Here is a 23,280-nt window from a genome sequence, read left to right as displayed (position 1 = left end):
CGGCCCAGCACGGCCGCCGCGGCCTGCTGGCGAGCCTGCACGGCGAGCTGGCCGCCTCGCGCGTGCGCGTGTCCGGCCTGCAGCCGGGGCCGATGCGCACCGCTTTGCGCGCCCGTGCCTACACCCATCAAGAAGACCGCGACGCGGTCGATCCGGCGCGCTACGCCGGCGCCTGCGTCGACCTGCTGTCGCCCGCCGGCGCCGCGCACCGCGGCGCAATCTGGAATCCCCTGGCATGACCATCCTGTCGGCAGCGCTGCTGCTGTTCCTGATCCTCGACCCGCTGGGCAACATCCCGGTATTCCTCAGCGTGCTCAAGCCGCTGCCGGCGCGGCGCCAGCGCGTCGTGCTGGCGCGCGAACTGCTGATCGCGCTGGGCGTGCTGATGGGCTTCCTGTGGGGCGGCAAGTACGCCCTGGAAGTGATGCACCTGCGTCAGGAGTCGGTGGCGATCGCCGGCGGCATCGTGCTGTTCCTGATCGGCATCCGCATGATCTTCCCGCGCCCGGAAGGGCTGATGGGCGAAATTCCCGACGGCGAGCCCTTCATCGTGCCGCTGGCCATCCCGCTGGTCGCCGGCCCCTCCGGCATGGCCGCGGTGATGCTGATGGGCAGCAACGAGCCGACCCGGCTGGGCGAGTGGAGCCTGGCGCTGATCCTGGCCTGGCTGGCGACCTCGGCCCTGCTGTTCTCCGGCACGCTGCTGTACAAGCTGCTCGGCATGCGCGTCCTGACCGCGGTCGAGCGGCTGATGGGCATGCTGCTGGTGGCGATCTCGGTGCAGATGTTCCTGGACGGGCTCAGCGCCTATCTGAAGCTGCCGGTCGCCGGCTGAGGTTGCATCGCGGCCGAGTCGGGGGCGCCGTGGGGACGGCGCGCTGGCCTCGGGCGGGCCTCGCTTCGAGCACGCCAGGCTGCTTGCTGGACCCCTTCAGGCGGCACGGGGAGGGGTGACGTGGCCGGCGGCGGTCCCGTACGGCCTTCCGTGCCTGTCCCGGCGTTGTCGCCGAAGCCCGCCAGGACTGGGATCGACGTCTTCTGATGTCCGCTTGTGCCGCGCTGTCACGGTTTGGCAACAAATTGGCCCTATGGTGTTAAACTCATGTTAACCCTTGCGGGGAATCGGCAAGGGTGACCAGCCCCCTCATTCCGCGGCCGTGCGTCCGTATCCCGCACGGCCTGCCATGCGCATTTCGTCAAACTCCATCGAGGCTATTGCAATGATTCAACCCCGTCTGCGGATGTCCAAGCTCACTCTGGGCCTCGTTGCGGCGCTGGCCGCGGCGCCGGCGTTCGCCCAGAGCACCTCCGCCGGTGTCGGCGGCCTGGTCACCCACAATGGCCAGCCTGTCGCGGGCGCCGAAGTGACCATTACCCATGTCGAATCGGGCACGGTTAGTCGCGCCACCACCGATGCGAGCGGCCGCTATAACGCACGCGGCCTGCGTGTCGGCGGTCCGTACAACGTCACCATCACCAAGCCGGGCGAGGGCACCCAGACCCAGGAAGGTATCTATCTGGGCCTGGACCAGGTCGCCAGCGTCGACGCGCAGCTGACCGGCGACGTCGCCACCCTGGAGTCGATGCAGGTCACCGCCACTCGCGGCGCCGAGGCATTCACCCCCGATAACAAGGGCGTGGCGACCAACCTGTCGCGCGGCGATCTTGATCGTACGCCGATGCCGGATCGCTCGATCCAGAACGTGGTGCGTTCCGATCCCCGCGTCGTGGTCACCGACCGCGACCGCGGCGCGTTCTCGGCGATGGGCCAGAACAACCGCTACAACAGCATCACCGTCGACACAATCAGCGCCGGCGACCCGTTTGGTCTGAACGACAACGGCCTGCCGACCAAGGGTACGCCGATCTCGCAGGACGCGATCGAGAGCTACAACATCTCCACTGCCAACTTCGACGTCGCCACGCGCCGCGGCGTGGGCGCCTGGGTCAATGCCGTCACCAAGAGCGGCACCAACGATTTCCACGGCTCGGCCTACTACGTCTACCAGAACGCCAACGACATGATCGGCAAGGGTAAGACCGACGCCAAGTGGACCGGCTATTCAAAGGACACCACCAAGGGCGCGACCCTGGGCGGGCCAATCCTCAAGGACAAGCTGTTCTTCTTCGCCTCCTACGAGGAGAGCGAGAAGGCCAGCCCGGGCGCGATCTGGGGTGCCTCCGATTCCAGCGCCACCAACAAGGTCAATGGCCTGACCACCGCGCAGTTGCAGCAGATCACCACGACCGCGCAAAACCTCGGCCTCAACCCGGGCGGCGACGGTTCGGCCAGCACCGACATCGAGAGCAAGCGCTACTTGGCCAAGCTCGACTGGAACATCAGCGACTACCACCGCGCCAGCCTGCGTTTTAGCCGCACCGAGGAGGATGAGCCGATCATCACCGCCAGCAGCGCTACCCAGCTGAAGTTGTCCAGCAACTGGTACGTGCTGAACAAGGTCAACACCAGCTACGCACTGAGCTTCTACGACGACTGGAGCGAGAAGTTCTCGACCGAAGCATCGGTGGGCTACAGCAAGTTCACCCAGGACCGCGTGCCGCTGATCGGCGGCTACCAGCCCGAGATCACTGTGCGCACCAGCGGCGCCGATACCGGCACCAGCGTGCTGCTCGGCACCGACTATTCCAGCCAGGCCAACGTGCTCAGCGTCAAGAGCTGGAACGCGTACTTCGCCGGTAGCTGGTTCCTCGGCGACCACGTGGTCAAGGCCGGCGTGGACTATCAGCAGGACGAGGTCTACAACCTGTTCCTGCAGCGCTACAACGGCACCTACGAATTCAACTCGATCAACGACTTCGCCAGCGGCACCTATCGCCGCTATCGCCTGTCGCAGCCGGCCGCTGGCTACTCGCTGGATAACGTCGCTGCCATCTTCAAGATGAAGCAGTACGGCCTGTTCCTGCAGGACACCTGGCAGGCGACGGATCGTCTGTCGATCCAGTACGGCCTGCGCTACGACATGCCGAAGGTCGATCCGCTGCCGACCTACAACCCGTGTTTCGCCGCGGACCCGGGCGTCACCGGCAACTTCGGCGCGTGCGGCCTGCGCGCGACGCCGGCCAACCCCAACGCGGCGGTGGGCGGTTTCGGTTTCGCCAACACTGGTACCATCGACGGCAATAACGTCCTGCAGCCGCGTTTCTCGTTCAACTACGACCTGGGCACCGAGCGTCCGACCCAGCTGCGTGGTGGCGCGGGCCTGTTCATTTCCAACACCCCGGCGGTGTGGGTGGCCAACCCGTACTCCAACAACGGTGTGGCGGTTACCACGTACGACGTCAACCGGCGCAAAACGGCGACCGATCCGGCGTTCAGCGCCGATCCGCTGGGCCAAAATGTCCCGGGCGGCACGGTGACCCCGCCGGGCCTGGGCAACTCCAGCATGACCGTCAACGTGGTCGACCCTAACTTCAAGTTGCCTGCGGTCTACAAGTACACCTTGGGCCTGGATCACCAGCTGCCGTGGCAGGACCTGGTGTTCACCGCCGAGTACCAGCACTTGGATGTGGACAAGGGCATCCTGTACCAGGATCTGAACATGGGTAAGCCGACCGGCACGCTGCCGGACGGCCGTTACACATATGCGCGCTTCCCGAACCAGGCGCCGGGTAGCAGCAATACCGCAAACTGGAACAAGAATGCTTCGTTCAGCAACGTTATCCTGCTGACCAACACGGACAAGGGTAAGTCGGACAACTTCACCGTGTCGCTGAAGAAGCCCTTCAACGGCACCTGGAGCGCGATGCTGGCCTACACCTACAGCCGCGCCACTGAAGTGAACCCGGGTACCTCCAGTGTCGCCTACAGCAGCTACCAGAACCGTGCCTGGTACAACCCGTCGGACGACGCCGAAGGCATTTCCAACTACTCCATCCCCAACCGCATCATCGCGCAGCTGAGCTGGGAGCATAAGTTCTTCGGCGACTATGCGACCCGCGTGTCGGCGTTCTACGACGGTCACAGCGGCGCGCCGTACAGCTGGGTGTTCGGCAACGACGCGCAGGGCCTGGGCATCTCCGGGCGTTCGCTGGCCTATGTTCCGTCCGGTCCGAACGATGTGGTCTGGGCCAACGCGACCTCGCAGCAGCTGTCCTCCTCGTTCTGGGACTACGTCGGCAAGCATCCGGAGCTGGCGCGCTACAAGGGCCAGGTCGCCGAGCGCAATTCCTCGCGCGCGCCGTGGGTCAACCAGCTGGACATGTCCTTCAGCCAGGAGATCCCTGGCTTCGCCAAGGGCCACAAGGGCGAGATCCGTCTCGATATGTTCAATGTGCTGAACATGATCGATAAGGACTGGGGCGTGGAGCGTCGCGCCGACTTCCCGCTGGTGCGCAACCTGGCCAACGTGGCCGGCGTGACTGCGGACGGCAAGTACATCTATGACATCTCCAGTACCAGCCTTTACAACCGCAACGGCACCTATGCGCCGACCGATTTGGCCATCAACGAAACGCAGAACCCGTCGCAGCGCTGGTCGCTGCTGCTGACCCTGCGCTACACGTTCTAAGCCGGCGTGCAGCGCGACAGGAAACGGCCGGGGCGACCCGGCCGTTTTCTTTTTGTGGGGGCTGACGTTAAAGTCGCCGGCTGACGACACCGACAAGACATTCGATATGACGACCAGCAATACGGCGGCGCGCGCGCTGCCGGTAGTGGATGCGCGGATCTACCCGCGCGGCGGCCTGGACATCCTCTCGCGCGTGGAAGTGGCGCGCCTGCGCGATGCCTCCAGCGGCGGCCTGCACGAACTGCTGCGGCGCTGCGCGCTGGCGGTGCTGACCAGCGGCAGCGCCTCGGACGATCCGCGCGCGGCGCGCGATCTGTATCCCGACTTCGACATCCAGGTGGTGCAGCGCGACCGTGGCGTGCGCATCGACCTGCTCAACGCGCCGGCGATGGCCTTCGTCGACGGCGAGATCATCAATGGCGTGGCCGAGCTGCTGTTCGCCGTGGTCCGCGACCTGGCCTACATGGCCATCGAGCTGGGCCCCGAATCCAGCACCGACCTGCAGTCCAGCGAAGGCATCACCAATGCGGTGTTCGGCCAGTTGCGCAATGCGCGCATCCTGCAGCCGACCGATCCCAAGCTTGTGGTGTGCTGGGGCGGCCATTCGATCTCGCGCGACGAGTACCTGTACACCAAGCAGGTCGGCTACGAGCTGGGCTTGCGCGGGCTGGACATCTGCACCGGTTGCGGCCCGGGCGCGATGAAGGGGCCGATGAAGGGCGCCACCATCGCCCATGCCAAGCAGCGCAAGCACGACAACCGCTACATCGGCGTGACCGAGCCGGGCATCATCGCCGCCGAGTCGCCGAACCCGATCGTCAACCACCTGGTGATCATGCCGGACATCGAGAAGCGCCTGGAGGCCTTCGTCCGCATCGGCCACGGCATCATCGTGTTCCCCGGCGGTGTCGGCACCGCCGAGGAGATCCTGTATCTGCTCGGCATCCTGCTGCGCGAGGAGAACCGCGACCTGCCGTTCCCGCTGATCCTCACCGGCCCGACCATCGCCGCGCCGTATTTCGAGCAGATCGACCGCTTCCTGCGCCTGACCCTGGGCGAAGTGGCCACCTCGCGCTACGAGATCGTGGTCGGCGATCCGGTAGCGGTGGCGCGCAAGATGGCCGCCGGCATCCAGCACGTGCGCACGCACCGTAAGGAGCAGAAGGACGCGTTCTACTTCAATTGGTCGGTGGACATCCCGCTGGAGTATCAGCGTCCGTTCGAGCCGACCCACGAGGCGATGGCCGCGCTGGATCTGCACCATGGCCGTCCGCCGCATGCGCTGGCCGCGGACCTGCGCCGCGCCTTCTCCGGCATCGTCGCCGGCAACGTCAAGGAAGACGGCATGCGCCGTATCGAGCAGCATGGCCCGTTCGAGATCCACGGCGATGCGGACATGATGCAGGCCCTGGACGAGTTGCTGCGCGCCTTCGTCGAACAGCGCCGCATGAAGATCTCCGGCGAGTATCGGCCCTGCTACCGGGTCATGGCCTGAGTCCGATCCGGATCGTCGCGACGAACCAGGCGCCATCGCTGGCGGTGTGCAGCGAGGCGCCTTCCAGGCTGTCCAGGCGCGTGCGCAGCGCCGACAGGCCGACGCGGTGACCGCGGCCGATATGCGGCGACAGGCCGCCTATCGGCACCGGGTTGCGCACGCTGATCTCCAGGGCGCCGTCGCGTTCGCCGATGGCGATGCCGATCTCGCCGCCCTCGGCACTGCATTCGATGCCGTGGTGCACGGCGTTCTCCAGTAGCGGTTGCAGCGACAGCCGCGGAATCCGCACCGGTGCCGGCGCCTCCGGCACCTCCCAATGGACGCGCAGGCGTGGCCCGAAGCGGATCGCCTCGATGTCCAGGTAACGCCTGGCCAGGTCGATCTCGTCCTGCAGATCGACCAGGTCCGGCGCGGCCAGCGCGGCGCGGAACAGATCCGACAGATCCATCAGCAGTTGTTCCACCTGTTGCGGTTGCCGGTGCACCAGCATCACCGCGGTGTTGAGCGTGTTGAACAGGAAGTGCGGCTGCACGCGCGCGGTCAGAGCGTCGATCTCGGCCTGCTTGGCGCGTTCGACCAGTTGCTTGATGCGCACGTGGTTGTGCAGCGCGGCCATGCCGAGCAGGCCGATCAGCAGGGCGATGCCGGACAACTGCAGCGACAGCGTCAGCCATGCGCGGTCGGAGAGCTGCCAGTAGTCGCCGAAGGCATAGAGAATCACGCCGCTGATCAGCCAGGTCAGCGCCTGCATCAGGCCCAGTGTGGCCACGGTGATGGACAGGAAGCCGCATCCGGCCAGCGCCCGGCGCAACAGCAGCAGGCTCGCCAGGGTCAGCAGCGCGACCCACTGGATGCCCAGCGACGCCAGCCCGAAGTAGACCCAGCGGCTCCCTGCCATGCCCGTGCCCGGGACCGGGGTCAGGGCCAGGATGGCCGCGATGCACTCGCCGGCCATCACGATCCAGATCAGGGTCGAGGGTTGCTTGAGGACCTGGAGCTGGTCCTTGGAGTAGGCGGAGGCGGGCATCGGGGCGGAAGGCGGTGGGGCAGGGCCGAGGTGCATCATGCCGGCTGGCGCCCTGTCGCGCACGGTCCGTCCACTCCCCCATATCCACCATCCGTCGGCAACGGCTGGCGCGGTCGCGGTCCGGCCGCTAGCGTGGCCGGCGGGAGAATCTGGGGAAGGATATGGCTGTTCCTTGCGCGCGTGGCCTTGCCGAACGGACGCAGCGTGGTTTCACGCTGGTGGAATTGATGGTCACCGTGGCGGTGCTGGCGATCATCATGGCGCTGGCGGTGCCCAGTTTCACCGGTCTGATCCGCAGCAACCGCTTGACCGGCGCCGCCAACGAACTGATCGCCGCGGTGCAGTTGACGCGCTCGGAGGCGGTGCGCCTGAACGGTGGCGTCAGCCTGTGCCGCAGCGACGACGGTGCGACCTGCGCCAGCGGCGGCAACTGGACCCGCTACCTGACCGTGGCCCGCGACGGCACCGTGCTGCGCAGCACGACCCTGCGCACTGGCCTGGTCGTCACCAGTACGACCCTGGATGCGATGGGCGACAAGCTGACCTTCGGAGCGGACGGCATCGCGCGCAACAGCAGCGGTACGCCGGTGACAGGAGGCATCGTCGTCTGCATGGCGGTTACCAACCCATCCAACAATGTCCGGAGCGTCAAACTGATGGGCGGCAGCCGCGCCCAGGTCACATCGACATCCGACGGCGGCAGCTGCACCACCACCGGCTGAGCCGGTTCCGGCAAGCGGAGACACCATGAAGCGGTTCGAGAGCGGCAGACACATGGCGGGCGTCACCCTCATCGAGGTGATGATCTCGGTGCTGATCCTGGGGGTGGGGATGCTGGGCGTGGCGGCGATGCAGACCACGGCGTTGCGCAACAACCAGAGCGCGCTGCAGCGCAGTCAGATCGTCATGCAGACCTACACCATCCTCGATGCGATGCGGGCCAACCGCAGCGCGGCGATGCTGGGGGCCTACAACACGGGCAGCATGCTCTGCACGGCGCCGGCGGCGGGCGACCTCGTGGCGAACGACAAGGCGGTCTGGCTCAGCGGGTTGAAGGCGGCGATCGGGGGCGACCCGGCCACCACGTGCGGCTCCATCGCCTGCAACGACGGCAATTGCACGATCACCGTGCAATGGGATGACAGCCGCGGCGTGAACTCCAGTGCTGGCGGCAACACCAGCGGCAGCGCGACCCAGACCCTGAGCACGACGGCCCAACTGTGAACATACTGATCGCGCGGGCGCTGCCACGGCGCCAATCCGGCTTCAACCTGATCGAGCTGATGATCTCGATGCTGCTCGGCCTGCTGGTGGTCGGTGCGGCGATCGGCATCTTTCTCTCCAACCGCCAGACCTATGCGGCGACCGAGGGCCTCAGCCGGCTTCAGGAGTCGGCCCGGACCGGTTTCGAGATGATGGCGCAGGATATCCGCGAGGCCGGCGGCAATCCTTGCGATTCCGGATTGCCGGTCGCGAACGTGCTGAACAATCCCACGGCGAGCTGGTGGATGAATTGGACGCTGCCGCTGACCGGCTACAAAAACAGCAACCCGTCCGGTCTCACCGTCACGGCAGGGACCGACGCGATCCAGATCCTCTCCGCGGGTACCGGCGGCGCCACCGTGACCGCGCACAACCCGGCGAACCAGACGCTGACGCTCAACGCGGCAGCACCGGACCTGCACAGCAACGCGATCATGCTGCTGTGCGATCGCCAGCAACTGGCGGTGCTGCAGGTGAACAGCGTTTCCGGCACCACGGCCAGTTACGCGAGCGGCGGCCTCAATGCCTGCACACGGCTCGGGCGCCTGCCGGGCGTGTGCGTCGCCGGCTCGAACAATTACACCTACGAGATCAACTCCATCCTGACCGAAGTGCGGGCGGTGCGCTGGTATGTCGCGGCCAGCACCGGAGGAACGGGCGGCACCTCCTTGTATCAGCAAGTGGCCTTGCCGGGCGGCACGAGCCAGAAGAACGAAATCGCCGATGGCGTCACCGGCCTGCAGTTCAAGTATCTGTCCACCGGCGGCACCGCCTATGCCGATGCCAGCGGCGTGGGCAACTGGGCCAACGTGATCGCGGTGAAGATCGAGATGACCGTCAGCGCCGATACGGCGGCCGGCGCCAACAAGCAGCCGGTGACGCGGACCTTCAGCACGATCGTGAGCATCAGGAACCGGAACCCGTGAACACGTCGCCATCGCTCCGCCGGCAGTCCGGCATTTCGCTCATCGTCGTCCTGCTGCTGTTGCTGGTGATGACCCTGCTGGGGCTCGCCGTCTTGCGCGGCACGCTGCTGCAGGAGCGCATGTCCTCCAACATGTACGACCGCAGCCTGGGGTTCCAGGCCGCCGAAGGCGCCTTGCGCGATGCGGAGAAGCTGATTCAGACAGAGGCTGGCAAGGGCAACACCGTCGGCTTCAACTGCGTGAAGGTCCCCGGCACCGTATGCCCTGCGGTTCCCAGCAACACGTATACCGGCAATGCCTCCAGCGGTTGTGCGCTCGGCACCCAGGAGTGCTGGGTGGACGGCACGGTGACGCCGACGGGCCAGGCCGTCCCCGCGCAGTACTACATCCAGTATCTGGGCCAGCGCACCAGCGAGGATCAGCTGGGCCTGGGGTCGAGCATCAATCAGAACCAGTACGGCGGCACCGGCGGCACCTCGCTGGAGCACTACTACCGCGTCATCGCGCGCAGCGGCAACCCGGCCGCGTCCAATGGCCGGGCCATCGTCGTGCTGCAGACCAACGTCACCGTCAAGTAAGGATCCCACTATGACCAGTCGAGCGAAGAAGACGACGTACCGGGACTGGCTCCTTGCCGTGGTGGCCGGTCTATTCATCGGTACCGTCGGCGGCGCCGGTGCGGATGTGGATGTCTCGCAGTCGCCGCTGTATGTGGGCAGCGACGTGCCGGGCAACCTGGCATTCGTGCCGTCGGTGGAGTTCCCGACGGTGATCAGCAAGGCGAATCTGTCCGATACGTATTCGGCGACGACCAAATTCGTGGGCTACTTCGATTCCAGCAAGTGCTACAGATACCACTACAGCGATACAGAAACTGATCGCTATTTTTATCCGGTCGGACTGCTGGGAAAAAACCCGGGCAGCTATTCCTGTGGCGGGGCGGGCGTATGGGCGGGGAATTTCCTGAATTGGGCGGCCACTCAGACGATCGATCCTTTTCGTTCGGCGTTGACGGGGGGGTATCGCGTACGCGATACCGCGACTGAGACCATTCTCGAAAAGGCGATCGCCGATCGCGACAGTACGGGCAATTTTCCGCGGCGCTTCATAAGCAACAACCAGGTGCTCATCTCCGGTGGAACGGCGGCCAGCTGGCAAAGCTTCGGGATGCGCATCGATGGTCTCGGCAACAAGATGAATTTCGCCGCAAGTAACCTCGGAAATGCGCCACGAACTGCGATCGCCTACGACCCAAGCAAGCATGCCCTGGATGGCAGCTACCTTATGCCTGACGGTTCGCCTTGTACGTCCCCTCAGAACATTGGCTGTGTCCAGGATACGAGCCTGACGTTCCAGGTGTCTGTTCGGGTCAAGGTCTGCGATGCCAGTCTGGGTGCCTCGTATCTCGAGGACAACTGCGTCGCCTATCCCAATGGAGGCTATAAGCCGGAGGGGTTGATTCAGCAGTATTCCAAGCGCATTCGCTACAGTGTCTTCGGTTACAAGAACACTGACGATCCTTCCGTGGATAGCGGTATTTTGCGCGCAAACCAGAAGTTCGTCGGGCCATATACTTACAACCCCGATCAGGGAGCGCTTGCGAATGCGGCGCGAGAGTGGGATCCGCAGACTGGCGTCATCTATCAAAATCCCGATGTTTCCGACGCTGCAGCAACGACCGCGGCGATTGGCGGGGCAGACCCGCAGTATCAGGTCGTCAACAGCGGCGTCATCAATTATCTGAACAAGTTCGGTCAACTCAATACCGGCAAGAACGTCAAATCGTACGATGATGTCAGCGAGCTCTATTACGCCGCAATCCGCTATTTCAAACACCAGGGTAATATCGCGGCCTACTCTTCGTTGAGCGGAAACGCGCAGCAGCGATACCAGCAAGCCGATGGTTTCCCGGTCATCACCCAGTGGAACGATCCCATTTCCTATCGCTGCCAGATCAATGTGATCTTGGGTATCGGCGACACCAACACGCATTTGGACAAGAATCTGCCAGGCAACACCACCAACCTGAGTGGCGAGCCGGCCACACCTCCGGAAGTGACCCGCGATACCTCGGTCAGCGTTATCGACCGTATGACGCAGATCTGGCGTAAGGAAGGCAAGTCTGCCAACGACGCCGCCTCCAGCGCGGTCACGTCGCAGTTCAACAGCGACAAGAACTCCGCCTACATCGCGGCGCTCGCCTACGACGCGCACACCAAGGATCTGCGTCCCGACACCGCCAGCGATGGCTTGCCTGGCAAGCAGACCCTCTCCACACACTGGGTCGACGTGGTGGAATATGGCGATTACAAGTCGCCGAGCACCAACCAGTATTGGCTGACCACGAAGTACGGCGGTTTCCGTGTGCCGGAAGGCTACGATCCGGAGACCAATATCAGCGCCTTGGCGGACTCCACCTGGTGGGACGGCAGCTCCTACGTCAATGGCAATGCCAATTACAAGAAGCCGGACAATTACTACCTTGCCGCCGACGCGGAAAAGATGGTGGCGAGCCTGCGCCAGGCGTTCGAGCGCATCCTGGAGGAGATGAAGGGGTCTGCAGCTTCCCTCGCCAGCAATACGACCAAGCTTGAAGCGGGCGCGCGGACGTACCAGTCCGTGTTCTACAGCGGCACCTGGCGTGGCGATGTGGTGGCGTACGACGTCAACCAGACCACCGGCGCGCTGACCCAGGCGTGGAGCGCGGGCGCGCAGCTCCCGGCCTGGAATGCCCGGAAGATCAAGTTCGCTAACTCGGCCGGAAATCTGGACGACTTCGTCTACGGCAAGCTGGGCAATACGCCGTTGTCCTCGGCCACGCAAAACCAGATCGACTATCTGCGTGGCGATCGCTCGCAGGAGAAGGCCAACGGTGGCGTCCTGCGTACCCGTAGCGGCATCCTTGGCGACATCGTCAACTCGCAGCCGGTCTATGTGGGAGCACCCAACCCACGGCTGTACACGACGGCGACGTTCAACGGCGCCAGCGCTTATGCCTCCTTCGCTGCGGCCAAGTCCACGCGCGCGCCGATGATCTATGTCGGTGCCAATGACGGCATGCTGCATGGGTTCGATGCCAGCACCGGTGCGGAGAAGTTCGCCTTCGTGCCGAAAGCGGCGATGACCGGGTTGCTGGACTACACCGATCCGAACTACCAGCACCGGTATTACGTGGATGGCGAACTCACCGTGTCGGACGTCTACTCCGGGGGCAGCTGGCGCTCGGTGCTGATCGGCACCATGGGGCGGGGCGGAAAGGGCATGTTCGCGCTGGATGTCACCGATCCCAACAACATCACTCTGCTGTGGGACAAAACCTCCACGGCCACCGATCTCGTCGGACTGGGCAACAATCTCGGCAAGCCGATCATCGGGCAGCTCGCCGACGGTCAGTGGTACGCGATGCTTGGCAATGGTCCTAACAGCAGCGGCGATTCGGCCGATCTCATCCTGGTGAATGCCATCACCGGTGCGTCCAGCAGTATCCCGACGCGGGCGAGCGGCAACAATGGCCTGTCCGGTGTCCTGGCTTGGTCGTCCAACAACGATTTCATCGTCGATCGTCTGTATGCCGGCGATCTCAACGGAAATGTCTGGCGGTTCGACATGTCCGGCGCGACCGGGACGGTGCGCCAGCTGTTCTCCGCCAACTATGCGTCCAAGGCGCAACCGATCACCGCTGCACCCACGGCGGCGAAGGATCCGGCGACGGGCCTGACCTGGGTGTTCTTCGGGACCGGCAAGTACCTGTCCAGCGGCGATCTGGGCAACAAGGACGTGCAGAGTTGGTATGGCCTGATCGACCGCGGCAGCACCATCCCCTCCAATCGTTCCACCCTGAACAAGGTCAACATCCTGCAGGAAGGCACCGTCAACGGCTTTGCCGTGCGCCTGATCGAGGACAAGCCCAACGCCGGGCAGGATGGCTGGTACATGGACCTGCTGTCGCCTCCCGGCACGCCGCAGGGCGAGCGCATGGTGGTGTCCAACTTCTTCCAGGGCACGGCGCTGATCGGGACCACGCGTATTCCGGATTCGGGCGATGTGTGCAGCCCCAGCGGCAAGGGCTTCGTGATGGCGATCAACCCGTTCACCGGCGGCCGGCTGTCGCAATCCTTCTTCGACCTGGACGGCAGCGGCGGATCCAGCACCGGCGATACACTCAATGGCACCCCTGTCTCCGGCATCGGCCTGAATAGCAGCCCCAACAGTCCGATCTTCATTGGCAACCAGATGCAGATCGCGTTGGATAACGCGAGTACGACCACGCTCGGTACCAACAGCAGCGCGCTCAGCATGAAGCGCGTGTCCTGGCGCGAACTTCTGAGGAACAATTGATGCGACTTTCTTCCTTTCCGTCCCGCCGGCAGCGCGGCTTCACCCTGATCGAACTGATGATCGTGGTCGCGATCGTGGGTGTTCTGGCGGCGATCGCGTTCGCCAGCTATCAGTCGCACGTGGTCAAGGCCCGTCGCTCGGCGGCGTCCGTGTGCTTGCAGCAAGGGGCGCAGCTCATCGAGCGCTACTACACCACCAAGCTGACGTATGAGGGTGTTCCCAAGCCTCAGTGCGGAAGCGATGCCGTGCAGTTCTACAACGTCGATTTCACAGGTACGCCGAATGCCAACACGTTCAAGTTGACGGCGACGCCGACCGGTCCGCAGTTGGCCAACGACACCCAGTGCGGCGCGCTCAGCATCGATCAGAAGGGGACGCGTACGACGTCTACCGGCGCGGGCGAGGGCACCTGCTGGTGAAGCTGGGCCGGTAGGGCGCAGTTGCAGTCAGGAAAGCACGGGTTCACCCCTTGCGGTCGGCATGAGGCCTCTATACAATGCGCCTCCCCGCCCGAATAGCTCAGCCGGTTAGAGCACTTGACTGTTAATCAGGGGGTCGTTGGTTCGAGTCCAACTTCGGGCGCCAAATCCGCAAAGGCCGCGAGTGATCGCGGCCTTTGCTTTTGTGCGTCAGTCCGGCGTCCGGCAGGGCATCGGTTCGGTCGCTTTTCGCGTGCGGATGCGTCCGGTGTTGTTCACCACCACCGCTGCGCGTAACCGGCCCCGCTCGCAGATGTTGACGGTCAGGTTGCTGCCGGCGCTGCGTCCATCGGGCAGGAAGCGGATCGAGGGGCGGCCTTGGTTGGAGCGCAGTACCAGTTCGCCGGCGCCCGGCGCGCTGCCTTCGCTGAGGATGCTGTCCGGCGCGATGGGTTGGCCTTGCCGTTCCGGGTCGCGGAACACCAGCCAGCCGTGGCTCCAGTCGCTGTCGCTGCGGCAGCCGCCTTCCCCGTTGGACGGGCAGGCGCTGACCGGGACGCCGAAGCTGATCGCGCTGCTGCGTGCCAGGGCGAAGTGCGCGCTCAGTTGGTGCGTGGCCGCTGTCAAACGCTGGTTCGCCAGCAGTTCCCGGAGCGCCGGCAGGCCGATGCCGGCGAGCAGACAGATCACCGCCATCACGATCATGGCCTCGAGCAATGTGTAGCCTTTGGCTGCAGCGTTCCGCATGTCCGTCGTCTCCCGGTGCGAGGTCGCCAGTCTCGCGGCCGGGCGGCAGGGCTTGAATGAGGGGGTTGTGCGTTCCCATGTAGGAAATCTCCCCGGCGCGGGGTCGGCCGACACTGTCGGCCTCGCTCTTCACCTCGAGGCTTGTGCATGTCCGACCGTTTCCAACTCGTATCGCCGTATTCGCCGGCCGGCGACCAGCCGCAGGCGATCGAGAAGCTGGTGGCCGGCTTCGAGGCCGGCCTGGCCAAGCAGACCCTGCTCGGCGTGACCGGGTCGGGCAAGACCTACACCATCGCCAACGTGGTCCAGGCGATCCAGAAGCCGACCCTGGTGATGGCGCCGAACAAGACGCTGGCGGCGCAGTTGTACGGCGAATTCAAGGCGTTCTTCCCCAACAACGCGGTCGAGTACTTTGTCAGCTACTACGACTACTACCAGCCCGAGGCCTACGTGCCGTCCTCGGACACCTTCATCGAGAAGGACAGTTCGATCAACGAGCACATCGAGCAGATGCGCCTGGCCGCGACCAAGACCCTGCTGTCGCGGCGCGATGCGCTGGTGGTGGCGACGGTCTCGGCGATCTACGGCCTGGGCGCGCCGGAGGACTACCTGTCGCTGCGGCTGATCCTGTCGATCGGCGAGCACGTGGAGCAGCGCCAGTTGATCCGCCACCTGACCGACCTGCAGTACACCCGCAACGAGTACGAATTGCACCGCGGCAGTTTCCGCGTACGCGGTGAGGTCATCGATGTATTCCCGGCCGAATCCGACAGCGAGGCCTTGCGCATCGAACTGTTCGACGGCGACGTGGAGCAGCTGACCCTGTTCGATCCGCTGACCGGCGAGACGCTGCGCAAGCTGCAGCGCTACACGATCTACCCCAAGACCCACTACGCTACCACCCGCGAGCGCACGCTCAGCGCGGTGGACACGATCAAGCTGGAGCTGAAGGATCGGCTCGAACAGCTGTATGCGCAGAACAAGCTGGTCGAGGCGCAGCGGCTGGCGCAGCGTACCCAGTTCGACCTGGAAATGATGGCCGAGGTCGGCTTCTGCAACGGCATCGAGAACTACTCGCGGCATCTGACCGGCAAGGCGCCGGGCGAACCGCCGCCGACCCTGTTCGACTACCTGCCGCCGGACGCCTTGCTGGTGGTGGACGAGTCGCACGTCACCGTGCCGCAGATCGGCGCGATGTACAAAGGCGACCGCTCGCGCAAGGAAACCCTGGTGGAATTCGGTTTCCGCCTGCCGTCGGCGCTGGACAACCGGCCGCTGCGCTTCGAGGAGTGGGAGGCGCGCTCGCCGCGCAGCATCTACGTCTCGGCCACGCCGGGCCCCTACGAATTGCGCGAATCGGCCGGCGAAATCACCGAGCTGGTGGTGCGCCCGACCGGACTGATCGACCCGGAAGTGGAGATCCGCCCGGTGGCGACCCAGGTCGACGATCTGCTGTCGGAGATCAACCTGCGCGTGGCCGATGGCGACCGCGTCCTGGTCACCACGCTCACCAAACGCATGGCCGAGAACCTCACCGAGTACCTCGGCGAGCACGGGGTGAAGGTGCGCTATCTGCACTCGGACATCGACACGGTCGAGCGCGTGGAGATCATCCGCGACCTGCGCCTGGGCAAGTTCGACGTGCTGGTCGGCATCAACCTGCTGCGCGAGGGCCTGGACATGCCGGAGGTCTCTTTGGTCGCGATCCTCGATGCCGACAAGGAAGGCTTCCTGCGCTCCACCGGCTCGCTGATCCAGACCATCGGCCGTGCCGCGCGCAACCTGCGCGGCAAGGCGATCCTCTACGCGGACAAGATGACGCGTTCGATGCAGGCCGCGATCGACGAAACCGGGCGCCGCCGCGAGAAGCAGGTGGAGTACAACCTGGAACACGGGATCGTCCCGAAGTCGGTGGCGCGCCCGATCGTGGACATCCTGGAGGGCGCGCGCGAGGACGCGACCGAGGTTAAGTCGGGCAAGGGTAAAGGCAAGGGCAAGGCGCGCCGGGTCGCGGAAGAGCCGGCCGACTACCGGGCGCTGGCCCCGGCGGAGATCGCCGCGCGGCTCAAAGCGCTGGAGCAGGAGATGTACCAGCACGCGCGCGACCTGGAGTTCGAGGATGCGGCGCGGGTGCGCGACCAGATCAAGAAGCTGCGCGACGCCAGTCTAGTCGGCTAGGCGGGCCGCAGCGGCGCCCGATCGGAAGGTGGGTATTGTTCTTGTCCGCCAGGTGGGCTAAGATTCGCGCCCCTGCAGCGGTGCGCCGCGGCAGAGAAGGGCGGTTAGCTCAGCGGTAGAGCACTACCTTGACATGGTAGGGGTCACAGGTTCGAACCCTGTACCGCCCACCACGACGCGAAAAAGCGAACGTGGAAACGACAAAGCCGGCAGACGCCGGCTTTTTTGTGTCTGCGCTCACGCCACCGGGTGCGTTCGGATGCTGGCCGCGCGGCCGGGCTTGCTTTAGCATCCGAGCGGACGATCAGGCGAGGAGGCCAAGCGCATGGTGGAATACCATCATACGGTGCAAGTCAAGGGACGCTACCAGCTCGTGGCGTTGACCCGGGAGCCGGACTACAGCCCGGCCAACGTGGTGGGCTATACGGTCACCACCGACGGCGGTGCGCGGGTGGATCCGCACGACATGTCCTGGGACGAGGCGCGTGTCTTCCTGGATACCCTGGTCGAGCGCGATCGGGACGCGGTCAGCGCGGAAAAGAAGCCCTCGCGGAACAAGCCGAGCACGCGGCAGCGTCGCTAGCGCGCCTGCACGTCTGGGCGGGCGCAAAACCGCCGGTAGCGATCGCTCCGCAGGACATGCCGGAGTTCCGGGCATTGCGCAGGCGCCATCTGGGGCCTGGCGCTTGTGACGGGCTGACCTCCCTGGCCAAGCGCCGTTTCCGGTCGATGCCATGCTTGCAGGTCATCCCGACGCGCACACCACAGACGCAACTCCTCTCAAAGCGCGGAACTCGCTCTAGAATGTCGGCCAGGATGGATCAGGGAGGATAGGGCTTGTCGAATCGTAAACTCGTTGCGGCGGCGCTCGTCGTCGTGCTCACGGCCGTCTGCGGCTATTTCCTGTCCGGCTACCTGGTCCTGCTGCTGCTGAAGCTGGACACGCGGATGTTCGGGCTTGGCACCTACTACCAGTACGTTCACGCCATCGGCTTGCCAGAGGTGGCTCCGTACGTCGGCAAGATCAAATGGGCCGGCTACCTCGGCTTCGGCTTGCCCGGCCTGGTTGCCCTGCTGATCCTGGTGCTGATGTTCAGGCCGCCCAAGCGCAGCCTGCATGGCGACGCGCGCTTCGCCGGCGCGGCCGACCTGTCCAAGCATGGGCTGTTCAAGACCAGCGGCGACGGCATCGTGGTCGGCAAGTTCCGCGGCAAGCTGGTGCGCCTCAGTGGCCAGCAGTTCGTGATCCTGGCGGCCCCGACCCGGTCGGGCAAGGGTGTGGGCGTGGTCATTCCGAACCTGCTGGAGTACCAGGAATCGGTGGTCGTCCTGGACATCAAGCAGGAGAACTTCGATCTGACCAGCGGCTGGCGCGCCAGCCAGGGCCAGGAGGTGTTCCTGTTCAATCCGTTCGCCGAGGATCGTCGCACCCATCGCTGGAATCCGCTCAGCTATGTCTCCGACGATCCGGCGTTCCGCGTCTCGGACCTGATGAGCATCGCCGCCATGTTGTATCCGGATGGCTCCGACGACCAGAAGTTCTGGGTCAGTCAGGCACGCAATGCGTTCATGGCGTTCTCGCTCTACCTGTTCGAGAACTGGGACGACGAGCGCAACATCGGCTTCCCCGGCGGTCTCGGCACGCCGACGCTGGGCGCGATCTACCGCCTGTCGTCCGGCGACGGCACCGACCTGAAGAAGTACCTTAAGTCGCTGTCGGAGCGGCGCTTCCTCAGCGGCAATGCCAAGTCGGCGTTCTCCAACCTGCTGTCGCAGGCGGACGAGACCTTCGCCTCGATCATGGGCACGCTCAAGGAGCCGCTCAACGCCTGGATCAACCCGGTGCTGGATGCGGCCACCAGCGACAACGACTTCCTGCTGACCGACCTGCGCAAGAAGAAGATGACCATCTACATCGGCATCCAGCCCAATAAGCTGGCCGAGAGCCGCCTGATCATCAACCTGTTCTTCAGCCAGATCATCAACCTCAACACCAAGGAACTGCCCAAGAGCAATCCGGCGTTGAAGTATCAGTGCCTGCTGCTGATGGACGAGTTCACCGCGATCGGCAAGGTCGACATCATCGCCTCGGCAGTGTCATATATGGCTGGCTACAATGTCCGCCTTCTGCCGATCATCCAGAGCATGGCGCAGCTCGATGCCACCTATGGCAAGGACATCTCGCGGACCATCATCACGAATCATGCACTGCAGATTCTCTACGCTCCGCGCGAGCAGCAGGATGCCAACGACTACTCCGAGATGCTCGGCTACACCACCTTCCGCAAGAAGAACGTCACCCGCGGCAAGGATGTGACCCGAAGCGTGTCGGAGGAGAAGCGGGCGCTGATGCTGCCGCAAGAGTTGAAGGCGATGGGCAACGATCAAGAGGTGTTCTTGTACGAGGGCATTCCGCATCCGGTGAAGTGCGACAAGATCAAGTACTACAAGGATCGCTACTTCACCGCGCGGCTGCGTCCCAAAGTCGATATTCCGACACTCTCGATCTGAAAGTGTGACGAAAAACACCTATTTTTTGGGCTTCTTTATCATTTGAACGTTTTTTTGCCAAATGCTTGACGTGGGCATGCCCCTGCGGCACATTCTCGCGAGTATGGCGGTGCGTTGGTAACGGAAACAGAAACAGGAACAGGGGCGTGGGCCGAACGGCGCACGTAAGGGGTGACATGGAAGGTTTGCTGTCAAATTCCGTTTTCTTCGGCGCTGATCGCGCGGCCTCGGATCCGTCCGGTTGTCTGCCGCAGATCCGTGCCCGCGCCGTTTCCGGCGCCTTCCTTGCCGCGACGCGCGTGTCGTGCCGTCGCGTCGAACTTCGCCATCCAGCAGTGGGCCGCCTGCGCGCCGCCCGCTCTCTATACGTTTCCGCAATTCAGAGGCTCGCGTGAAAAGAACGCATATGTTTCGGCTGATCGCTACGTTGAGTGCCGTCGCGCTGTTGAGCGCCTGTGCAACCAGGCCCGCGCCCGACTTTCGCGGCAGATGGAAGCCGGTCAACCGTTTCTCCGAGTCGACCATGGAGATCCCGCTGTACTCGTCGTACGTGTACCAGGCGATTCCGATGGACGGCACGCTGAAGACGATGCTCGAGCGCTGGGCCAAGGATTCGAACATGCAGCTGTCCTACGGCATCCAGTCCGACTACACGCTGTATGCGCCGGTCGCCAAGATCAATACCACCAGCATCCAGCAGGCAGTCGCCGAGCTGAGCGTGGTCTATGCACAGGAAGGTCTGAGCGTGACCGCTGCGGGCAATCGCATCCTGGTGCAGCCGTCGTCGTCGGTGAGCGGTACGCCGGCGACCAGCGGCAGCGCGAAGTGACGTCACCGCCGGTGCGCACGTTGCGCGCCGGCAGCCATATTACGAACCTGGTGAAGTCTGATGTTCGGTAAAAAGCAGGCCGAAAGCGAAAACGTCAACAAAGCGGTCGCGAAGGCGGTCAACTACGAGATCAGCATTGCGGATCTGGCGCGCCGCAGCGAGCGCCGTGCGTGGTGGGTCGCGTTCGGGGCGATCATCATGTGCCTGCTCCTCGGCGGCGGGTACTACTATATGCTGCCGTTGAAGGAGAAGGTGCCGTATCTGGTGATGGCCGATGCGTATACCGGCAATTCCTCGGTGACGGTATTGCGCAACAGCGGCGATGTACAGAGCGTCACCAACAGCGAAGCGCTTGCCAAGAGCAACGTGGCGCGCTTCATCACCGCACGTGAGTCCTACGATTCGGAGATGATGGGGCTCAACGACTGGAATACGGTGTTCTCGATGGCGCCGCGGGACACCGCGGTGGGTGCCGAGTACTTCAATCTGCACGCACCCAACAATCCCTCGGCCCCGTATTACACCTATGGCAAGGCGCGGTCGATTCGGGTCAAGATTCTGAGCATGAACCTGCTCGGCGGGGGCAATAAACCGTATACAGGCGCGAACGTGCGCTTCCAGCGCAGCATTTATGACAAGAAGACGGGGCAATCCACGTTCCTCGACAACAAGTTCGCCATTATCGGCTTCAAGTACAACAGCAATCTGGCCATGGACGACGAACTGCGGGTGCAGAATCCGTTGGGGTTCCAGGTGACCGATTACCGGGTCGACAACGACTACTCGGCCATGCCGGTGCCACCTTCGTCGGCCGTGCAGGCTCCTGAGACCGGCGCGGTTCAGCAGCCTGCGGCCGCGCAGATGCCGGGAGCGGCGGGCGAAGTGCCGATGCAGCGGATGCCAGGTCAGCCGACGGCACCTGGCGCGAACGGTACGGTGCCGGCCACGCAGCCGGCGCCGATGGCCAATCCGGCGAGTGCGCCTGTCTATCCAGGGGCGCAGCCGGCTGCGGCACCCCCTGCACCCAACGTTGCACCTCAGCACAACGGTAATGGAGCGAACGTTCGATGAGTTTCCTGACGAAAACCGGTTCGGCGCATCTTGCGTTGCTGGCTCTGGGTCTGTTCGCGCCGATCGCGTCGGCCCAGGTGGTTCAGCAGTACGAGTACGAGCCTGACAAGATCTATCAGGTGCGTACCGGCCTGGGCATCACCACCCAGATCGAACTGAGCCCGAACGAGAAGATCCTCGATTACAGCACCGGTTTCACCAGTGGCTGGGAACTCAGCCGTCGCGAGAACGTCTTCTACCTGAAGCCGAAGAACGTCGACGTCGATACCAACATGATGATCCGCACCGCCACACACTCCTACATCCTCGAATTGAAGGTGGTAGCGACGGATTGGCAGCGGCTGGAGCAGGCCAAGCAGGCCGGCGTGCAATACAAGGTGACCTTCACCTATCCGAAGGACACCAGCTTTGCCGCAGCCAGCGACGAGGTGAAGGACGAGTCGCAGCTCGACACGCGCTTGACCAAGGATCGTCATTACTACTTCGACTACGACTATTCCACGCGTTCCAAGCAAATGTGGATCGTGCCGAGCAGCGTCTACGACGATGGCAAGTTCACCTACATCAAAATGGATCTGACGCGTTTCCCCACTGGCAACTTCCCGGCGGTGTTCGGTCGCGAGAAGGAGAGCGATGAGGATTTTCTGGTCAATACGACAGTCGAGGGCAACACCCTGATTGTCCATGGGACCTATCCCTTCCTGGTCATCCGCCACGGCAAGAATGTTGTCGGCTTGCGTAGGAACAAGCAAAAGTGAACTCGAATCTACCCCCGTCTGACGAAAACTACGGCAACGACCACGGTCAGCCGCGTTCCCCGCATGCGGACGATGCGCCGCGCGAGAATCCCTATTTCGCTCGCCAGCAGCAGACCGCTGACCCGGATCTGGACGCCAATGAGCCGGTGCTCCGCTCCAGCGATCTGAAGAAGCTCAATCGCAAGGCGCTGGTGTTCCTGGGCGGCATCGCCGCGCTGTTGATCCTGGCGATCTTCTGGCTGGTGAGCGGCAGCAGCACGCCTGAGCCGGCACCGAAGCCGCGCCAGGAAGCGGTGGTGGCGCCTGCGTTGCCGCAGACCGCGGCGCCGCCACCGGTGCAGCCGGCCGAGCCGGTGCCACTGGCCGAGCAACCGAGCCTGCCGCCGTTGCCGCCGATGCCCACCGATACCGACACGCAGATGCAGTCGGCTCCGCGACAGGAGCGTGGGCCGTCCTTGCTGGAGCGGCGCATGGCCGGCCTGCAACAGGACGCCGGTGGCCAGGGCCTGGGTGGCATGATGCCGGGACAGGAGCAGGGTGGCGCGCCGATGCAGCAGGAACAGGAGACCTCTGCCAAGCCGATCGCCAACCCGGACGGTCTGCTGGTGCGTGGCACTTACATCCGCTGCGTGCTGGAAACGCGGATCATCACCGATTTCCCCGGCTTCACCTCCTGCATCATCACCGAGCCGGTGTACTCCATCAACGGCCGCCGCCTGTTGCTGCCGAAGGGATCGAAGATCCTCGGCCAGTACGGTCCCGGGGAACCGACCGGCCCGCGCATGCAGGTCGTCTGGGATCGCATCACCACCCCTACCGGCATCGATGTGACCCTGGTTGGTCCCGGCGTCGACAACCTCGGCAGCGCCGGCCACCCGGGCCAATACAGTGCGCATTGGGCGAGCCGCATCTCGTCCGCGCTGATGATCAGCTTGCTCAGCGACGCCTTCAAGTGGGCGGCGGCCGAGCATGGCCCGAAGACCACGACGACCGGCCTCAATTCCGGCATCGTCACCGAGCAGCCGTACGAGAGCAACACGGCGCAGTCCATCCAGCGTCTGGCCGACCAGGCCCTGGATCGCCGCCGTCCCGCCACCGTGACCATCAACCAGGGCACCATCGTGAACGTCTACGTCGCCAAGGACGTCGACTTCACGGCCGTGCTGCCGCGTTGACAGAGATCGAGACA

19 protein-coding genes, 2 tRNA genes and 1 pseudogene are annotated in these 23,280 nt (G+C 64.3%); 19 read left to right on the top strand and 3 right to left on the bottom strand.

Translation table 11 applies throughout. The annotated features are described in order from the left end of the window. From D180_RS00535 to ppnN, 4 genes and pseudogenes are all read left to right on the top strand, one after another. Nucleotides 1-239, top strand: a pseudogene (locus tag D180_RS00535) (short-chain dehydrogenase); the annotation flags it as partial. Then, a complete protein-coding gene (locus D180_RS00530; RefSeq protein WP_017907241.1) occupies nucleotides 236-835 on the top strand; it encodes a MarC family protein in 600 nt (199 codons plus the stop codon). The pseudogene D180_RS00535 and the gene D180_RS00530, both read left to right, overlap by 4 nt. A 406-nt stretch (nucleotides 836-1,241) precedes the next feature. Continuing rightward, nucleotides 1,242-4,529 (top strand): TonB-dependent receptor, encoded by a 3,288-nt coding sequence (locus tag D180_RS00525; protein WP_017911247.1) that lies wholly within the window; start codon nucleotides 1,242-1,244, stop codon nucleotides 4,527-4,529. Nucleotides 4,530-4,635: 106 nt separating this feature from the next. After that, nucleotides 4,636-6,024: a nucleotide 5'-monophosphate nucleosidase PpnN gene (gene ppnN, locus D180_RS00520; protein ID WP_017907239.1), complete on the top strand. Its 1,389-nt coding sequence runs from the start codon at nucleotides 4,636-4,638 to the stop codon at nucleotides 6,022-6,024. Here ppnN and D180_RS00515 read toward each other — a convergent pair. After that, the gene (locus D180_RS00515; protein ID WP_017911246.1) at nucleotides 6,014-7,051 is read right to left on the bottom strand and encodes a histidine kinase; all 1,038 of its coding nucleotides are present in this window, start codon (nucleotides 7,049-7,051) and stop codon (nucleotides 6,014-6,016) included. The two genes, ppnN and D180_RS00515, sit on opposite strands and share 11 nt — an antisense overlap. Before the next feature lie 227 nt (nucleotides 7,052-7,278). Between D180_RS00515 and D180_RS00510 the strand changes: the two genes are divergently transcribed. From D180_RS00510 to D180_RS00480, 7 genes are all read left to right on the top strand, one after another. Next, on the top strand, nucleotides 7,279-7,773 hold the full coding sequence (locus D180_RS00510; RefSeq protein ID WP_017911245.1) for a GspH/FimT family pseudopilin: 495 nt from the start codon (nucleotides 7,279-7,281) through the stop codon (nucleotides 7,771-7,773). 25 nt (nucleotides 7,774-7,798) lie between these two features. Continuing rightward, the gene (gene pilV / locus D180_RS00505) at nucleotides 7,799-8,275 is read left to right on the top strand and encodes a type IV pilus modification protein PilV (RefSeq protein WP_017911244.1); all 477 of its coding nucleotides are present in this window, start codon (nucleotides 7,799-7,801) and stop codon (nucleotides 8,273-8,275) included. Beyond that, on the top strand, nucleotides 8,272-9,240 hold the full coding sequence (locus tag D180_RS00500; protein ID WP_017911243.1) for a PilW family protein: 969 nt from the start codon (nucleotides 8,272-8,274) through the stop codon (nucleotides 9,238-9,240). The genes pilV and D180_RS00500 overlap by 4 nt, the downstream gene beginning before the upstream one ends. Further along, entirely contained in the window at nucleotides 9,237-9,818 is a 582-nt protein-coding gene (locus D180_RS00495; protein ID WP_017911242.1) for a PilX N-terminal domain-containing pilus assembly protein, read from the top strand. Before D180_RS00500 ends, D180_RS00495 begins: the two co-directional genes overlap by 4 nt. Before the next feature lie 10 nt (nucleotides 9,819-9,828). Next, nucleotides 9,829-13,578: a pilus assembly protein gene (locus D180_RS00490; RefSeq protein ID WP_043090234.1), complete on the top strand. Its 3,750-nt coding sequence runs from the start codon at nucleotides 9,829-9,831 to the stop codon at nucleotides 13,576-13,578. Beyond that, a complete protein-coding gene (locus tag D180_RS00485; protein WP_017911240.1) occupies nucleotides 13,578-13,997 on the top strand; it encodes a type IV pilin protein in 420 nt (139 codons plus the stop codon). Before D180_RS00490 ends, D180_RS00485 begins: the two co-directional genes overlap by 1 nt. Nucleotides 13,998-14,086: 89 nt before the next feature. After that, nucleotides 14,087-14,163 (top strand) — tRNA-Asn (locus tag D180_RS00480). 44 nt (nucleotides 14,164-14,207) lie between these two features. On the opposite strand, the gene D180_RS00475 is transcribed toward D180_RS00480, so the two are convergent. Beyond that, a complete protein-coding gene (locus tag D180_RS00475) occupies nucleotides 14,208-14,858 on the bottom strand; it encodes a Tfp pilus assembly protein FimT/FimU (RefSeq protein ID WP_232760234.1) in 651 nt (216 codons plus the stop codon). Between the two features lie 33 nt (nucleotides 14,859-14,891). On the opposite strand from D180_RS00475, the gene uvrB reads away from it, so the two are divergent. The 4 genes from uvrB to D180_RS00455 all read left to right on the top strand — a co-directional run bounded on the left by uvrB (nucleotide 14,892) and on the right by D180_RS00455 (nucleotide 19,433). Next, nucleotides 14,892-16,922: an excinuclease ABC subunit UvrB gene (gene uvrB, locus D180_RS00470; RefSeq protein ID WP_017911238.1), complete on the top strand. Its 2,031-nt coding sequence runs from the start codon at nucleotides 14,892-14,894 to the stop codon at nucleotides 16,920-16,922. Between the two features lie 98 nt (nucleotides 16,923-17,020). Continuing rightward, nucleotides 17,021-17,095, top strand: a tRNA-Val gene (locus tag D180_RS00465). Nucleotides 17,096-17,247: 152 nt separating this feature from the next. After that, nucleotides 17,248-17,505 carry a hypothetical protein gene (locus D180_RS00460; protein ID WP_017907229.1) on the top strand — a complete coding sequence of 86 codons (258 nt, stop codon included), beginning with the start codon at nucleotides 17,248-17,250 and terminating at the stop codon, nucleotides 17,503-17,505. A 254-nt stretch (nucleotides 17,506-17,759) separates the two neighbouring features. Beyond that, the gene (locus D180_RS00455; RefSeq protein WP_026143628.1) at nucleotides 17,760-19,433 is read left to right on the top strand and encodes a type IV secretory system conjugative DNA transfer family protein; all 1,674 of its coding nucleotides are present in this window, start codon (nucleotides 17,760-17,762) and stop codon (nucleotides 19,431-19,433) included. Between the two features lie 191 nt (nucleotides 19,434-19,624). On the opposite strand, the gene D180_RS23630 is transcribed toward D180_RS00455, so the two are convergent. Next, nucleotides 19,625-19,762, bottom strand: coding sequence for a hypothetical protein (locus D180_RS23630; protein ID WP_157835126.1), 138 nt, complete (start codon nucleotides 19,760-19,762; stop codon nucleotides 19,625-19,627). 77 nt (nucleotides 19,763-19,839) lie between these two features. On the opposite strand from D180_RS23630, the gene D180_RS00450 reads away from it, so the two are divergent. Genes D180_RS00450 through D180_RS00435 form a run of 4 tightly spaced genes read left to right on the top strand, consistent with a single transcriptional unit; the run spans nucleotide 19,840 to nucleotide 23,266 of the window. Continuing rightward, nucleotides 19,840-20,262, top strand: a complete 423-nt coding sequence (locus tag D180_RS00450) for a hypothetical protein (RefSeq protein ID WP_043090232.1) — start codon at nucleotides 19,840-19,842, stop codon at nucleotides 20,260-20,262. Between the two features lie 60 nt (nucleotides 20,263-20,322). Beyond that, entirely contained in the window at nucleotides 20,323-21,333 is a 1,011-nt protein-coding gene (locus D180_RS00445) for a VirB8/TrbF family protein (RefSeq protein ID WP_017911236.1), read from the top strand. Further along, nucleotides 21,330-22,091 (top strand): TrbG/VirB9 family P-type conjugative transfer protein, encoded by a 762-nt coding sequence (locus D180_RS00440; protein WP_017911235.1) that lies wholly within the window; start codon nucleotides 21,330-21,332, stop codon nucleotides 22,089-22,091. The genes D180_RS00445 and D180_RS00440 overlap by 4 nt, the downstream gene beginning before the upstream one ends. Then, nucleotides 22,088-23,266, top strand: coding sequence for a TrbI/VirB10 family protein (locus D180_RS00435; protein WP_017911234.1), 1,179 nt, complete (start codon nucleotides 22,088-22,090; stop codon nucleotides 23,264-23,266). The genes D180_RS00440 and D180_RS00435 overlap by 4 nt, the downstream gene beginning before the upstream one ends. Nucleotides 23,267-23,280 lie beyond the last annotated feature (14 nt).

The organism is Xanthomonas sp. SHU 166 (assembly GCF_000364685.1).
Classification (GTDB): domain Bacteria; phylum Pseudomonadota; class Gammaproteobacteria; order Xanthomonadales; family Xanthomonadaceae; genus Xanthomonas_A; species Xanthomonas_A sontii.
The sequence above is the reverse complement of the archived record's forward strand: the minus strand, read 5'-3'. Positions and strand labels throughout refer to the sequence as shown.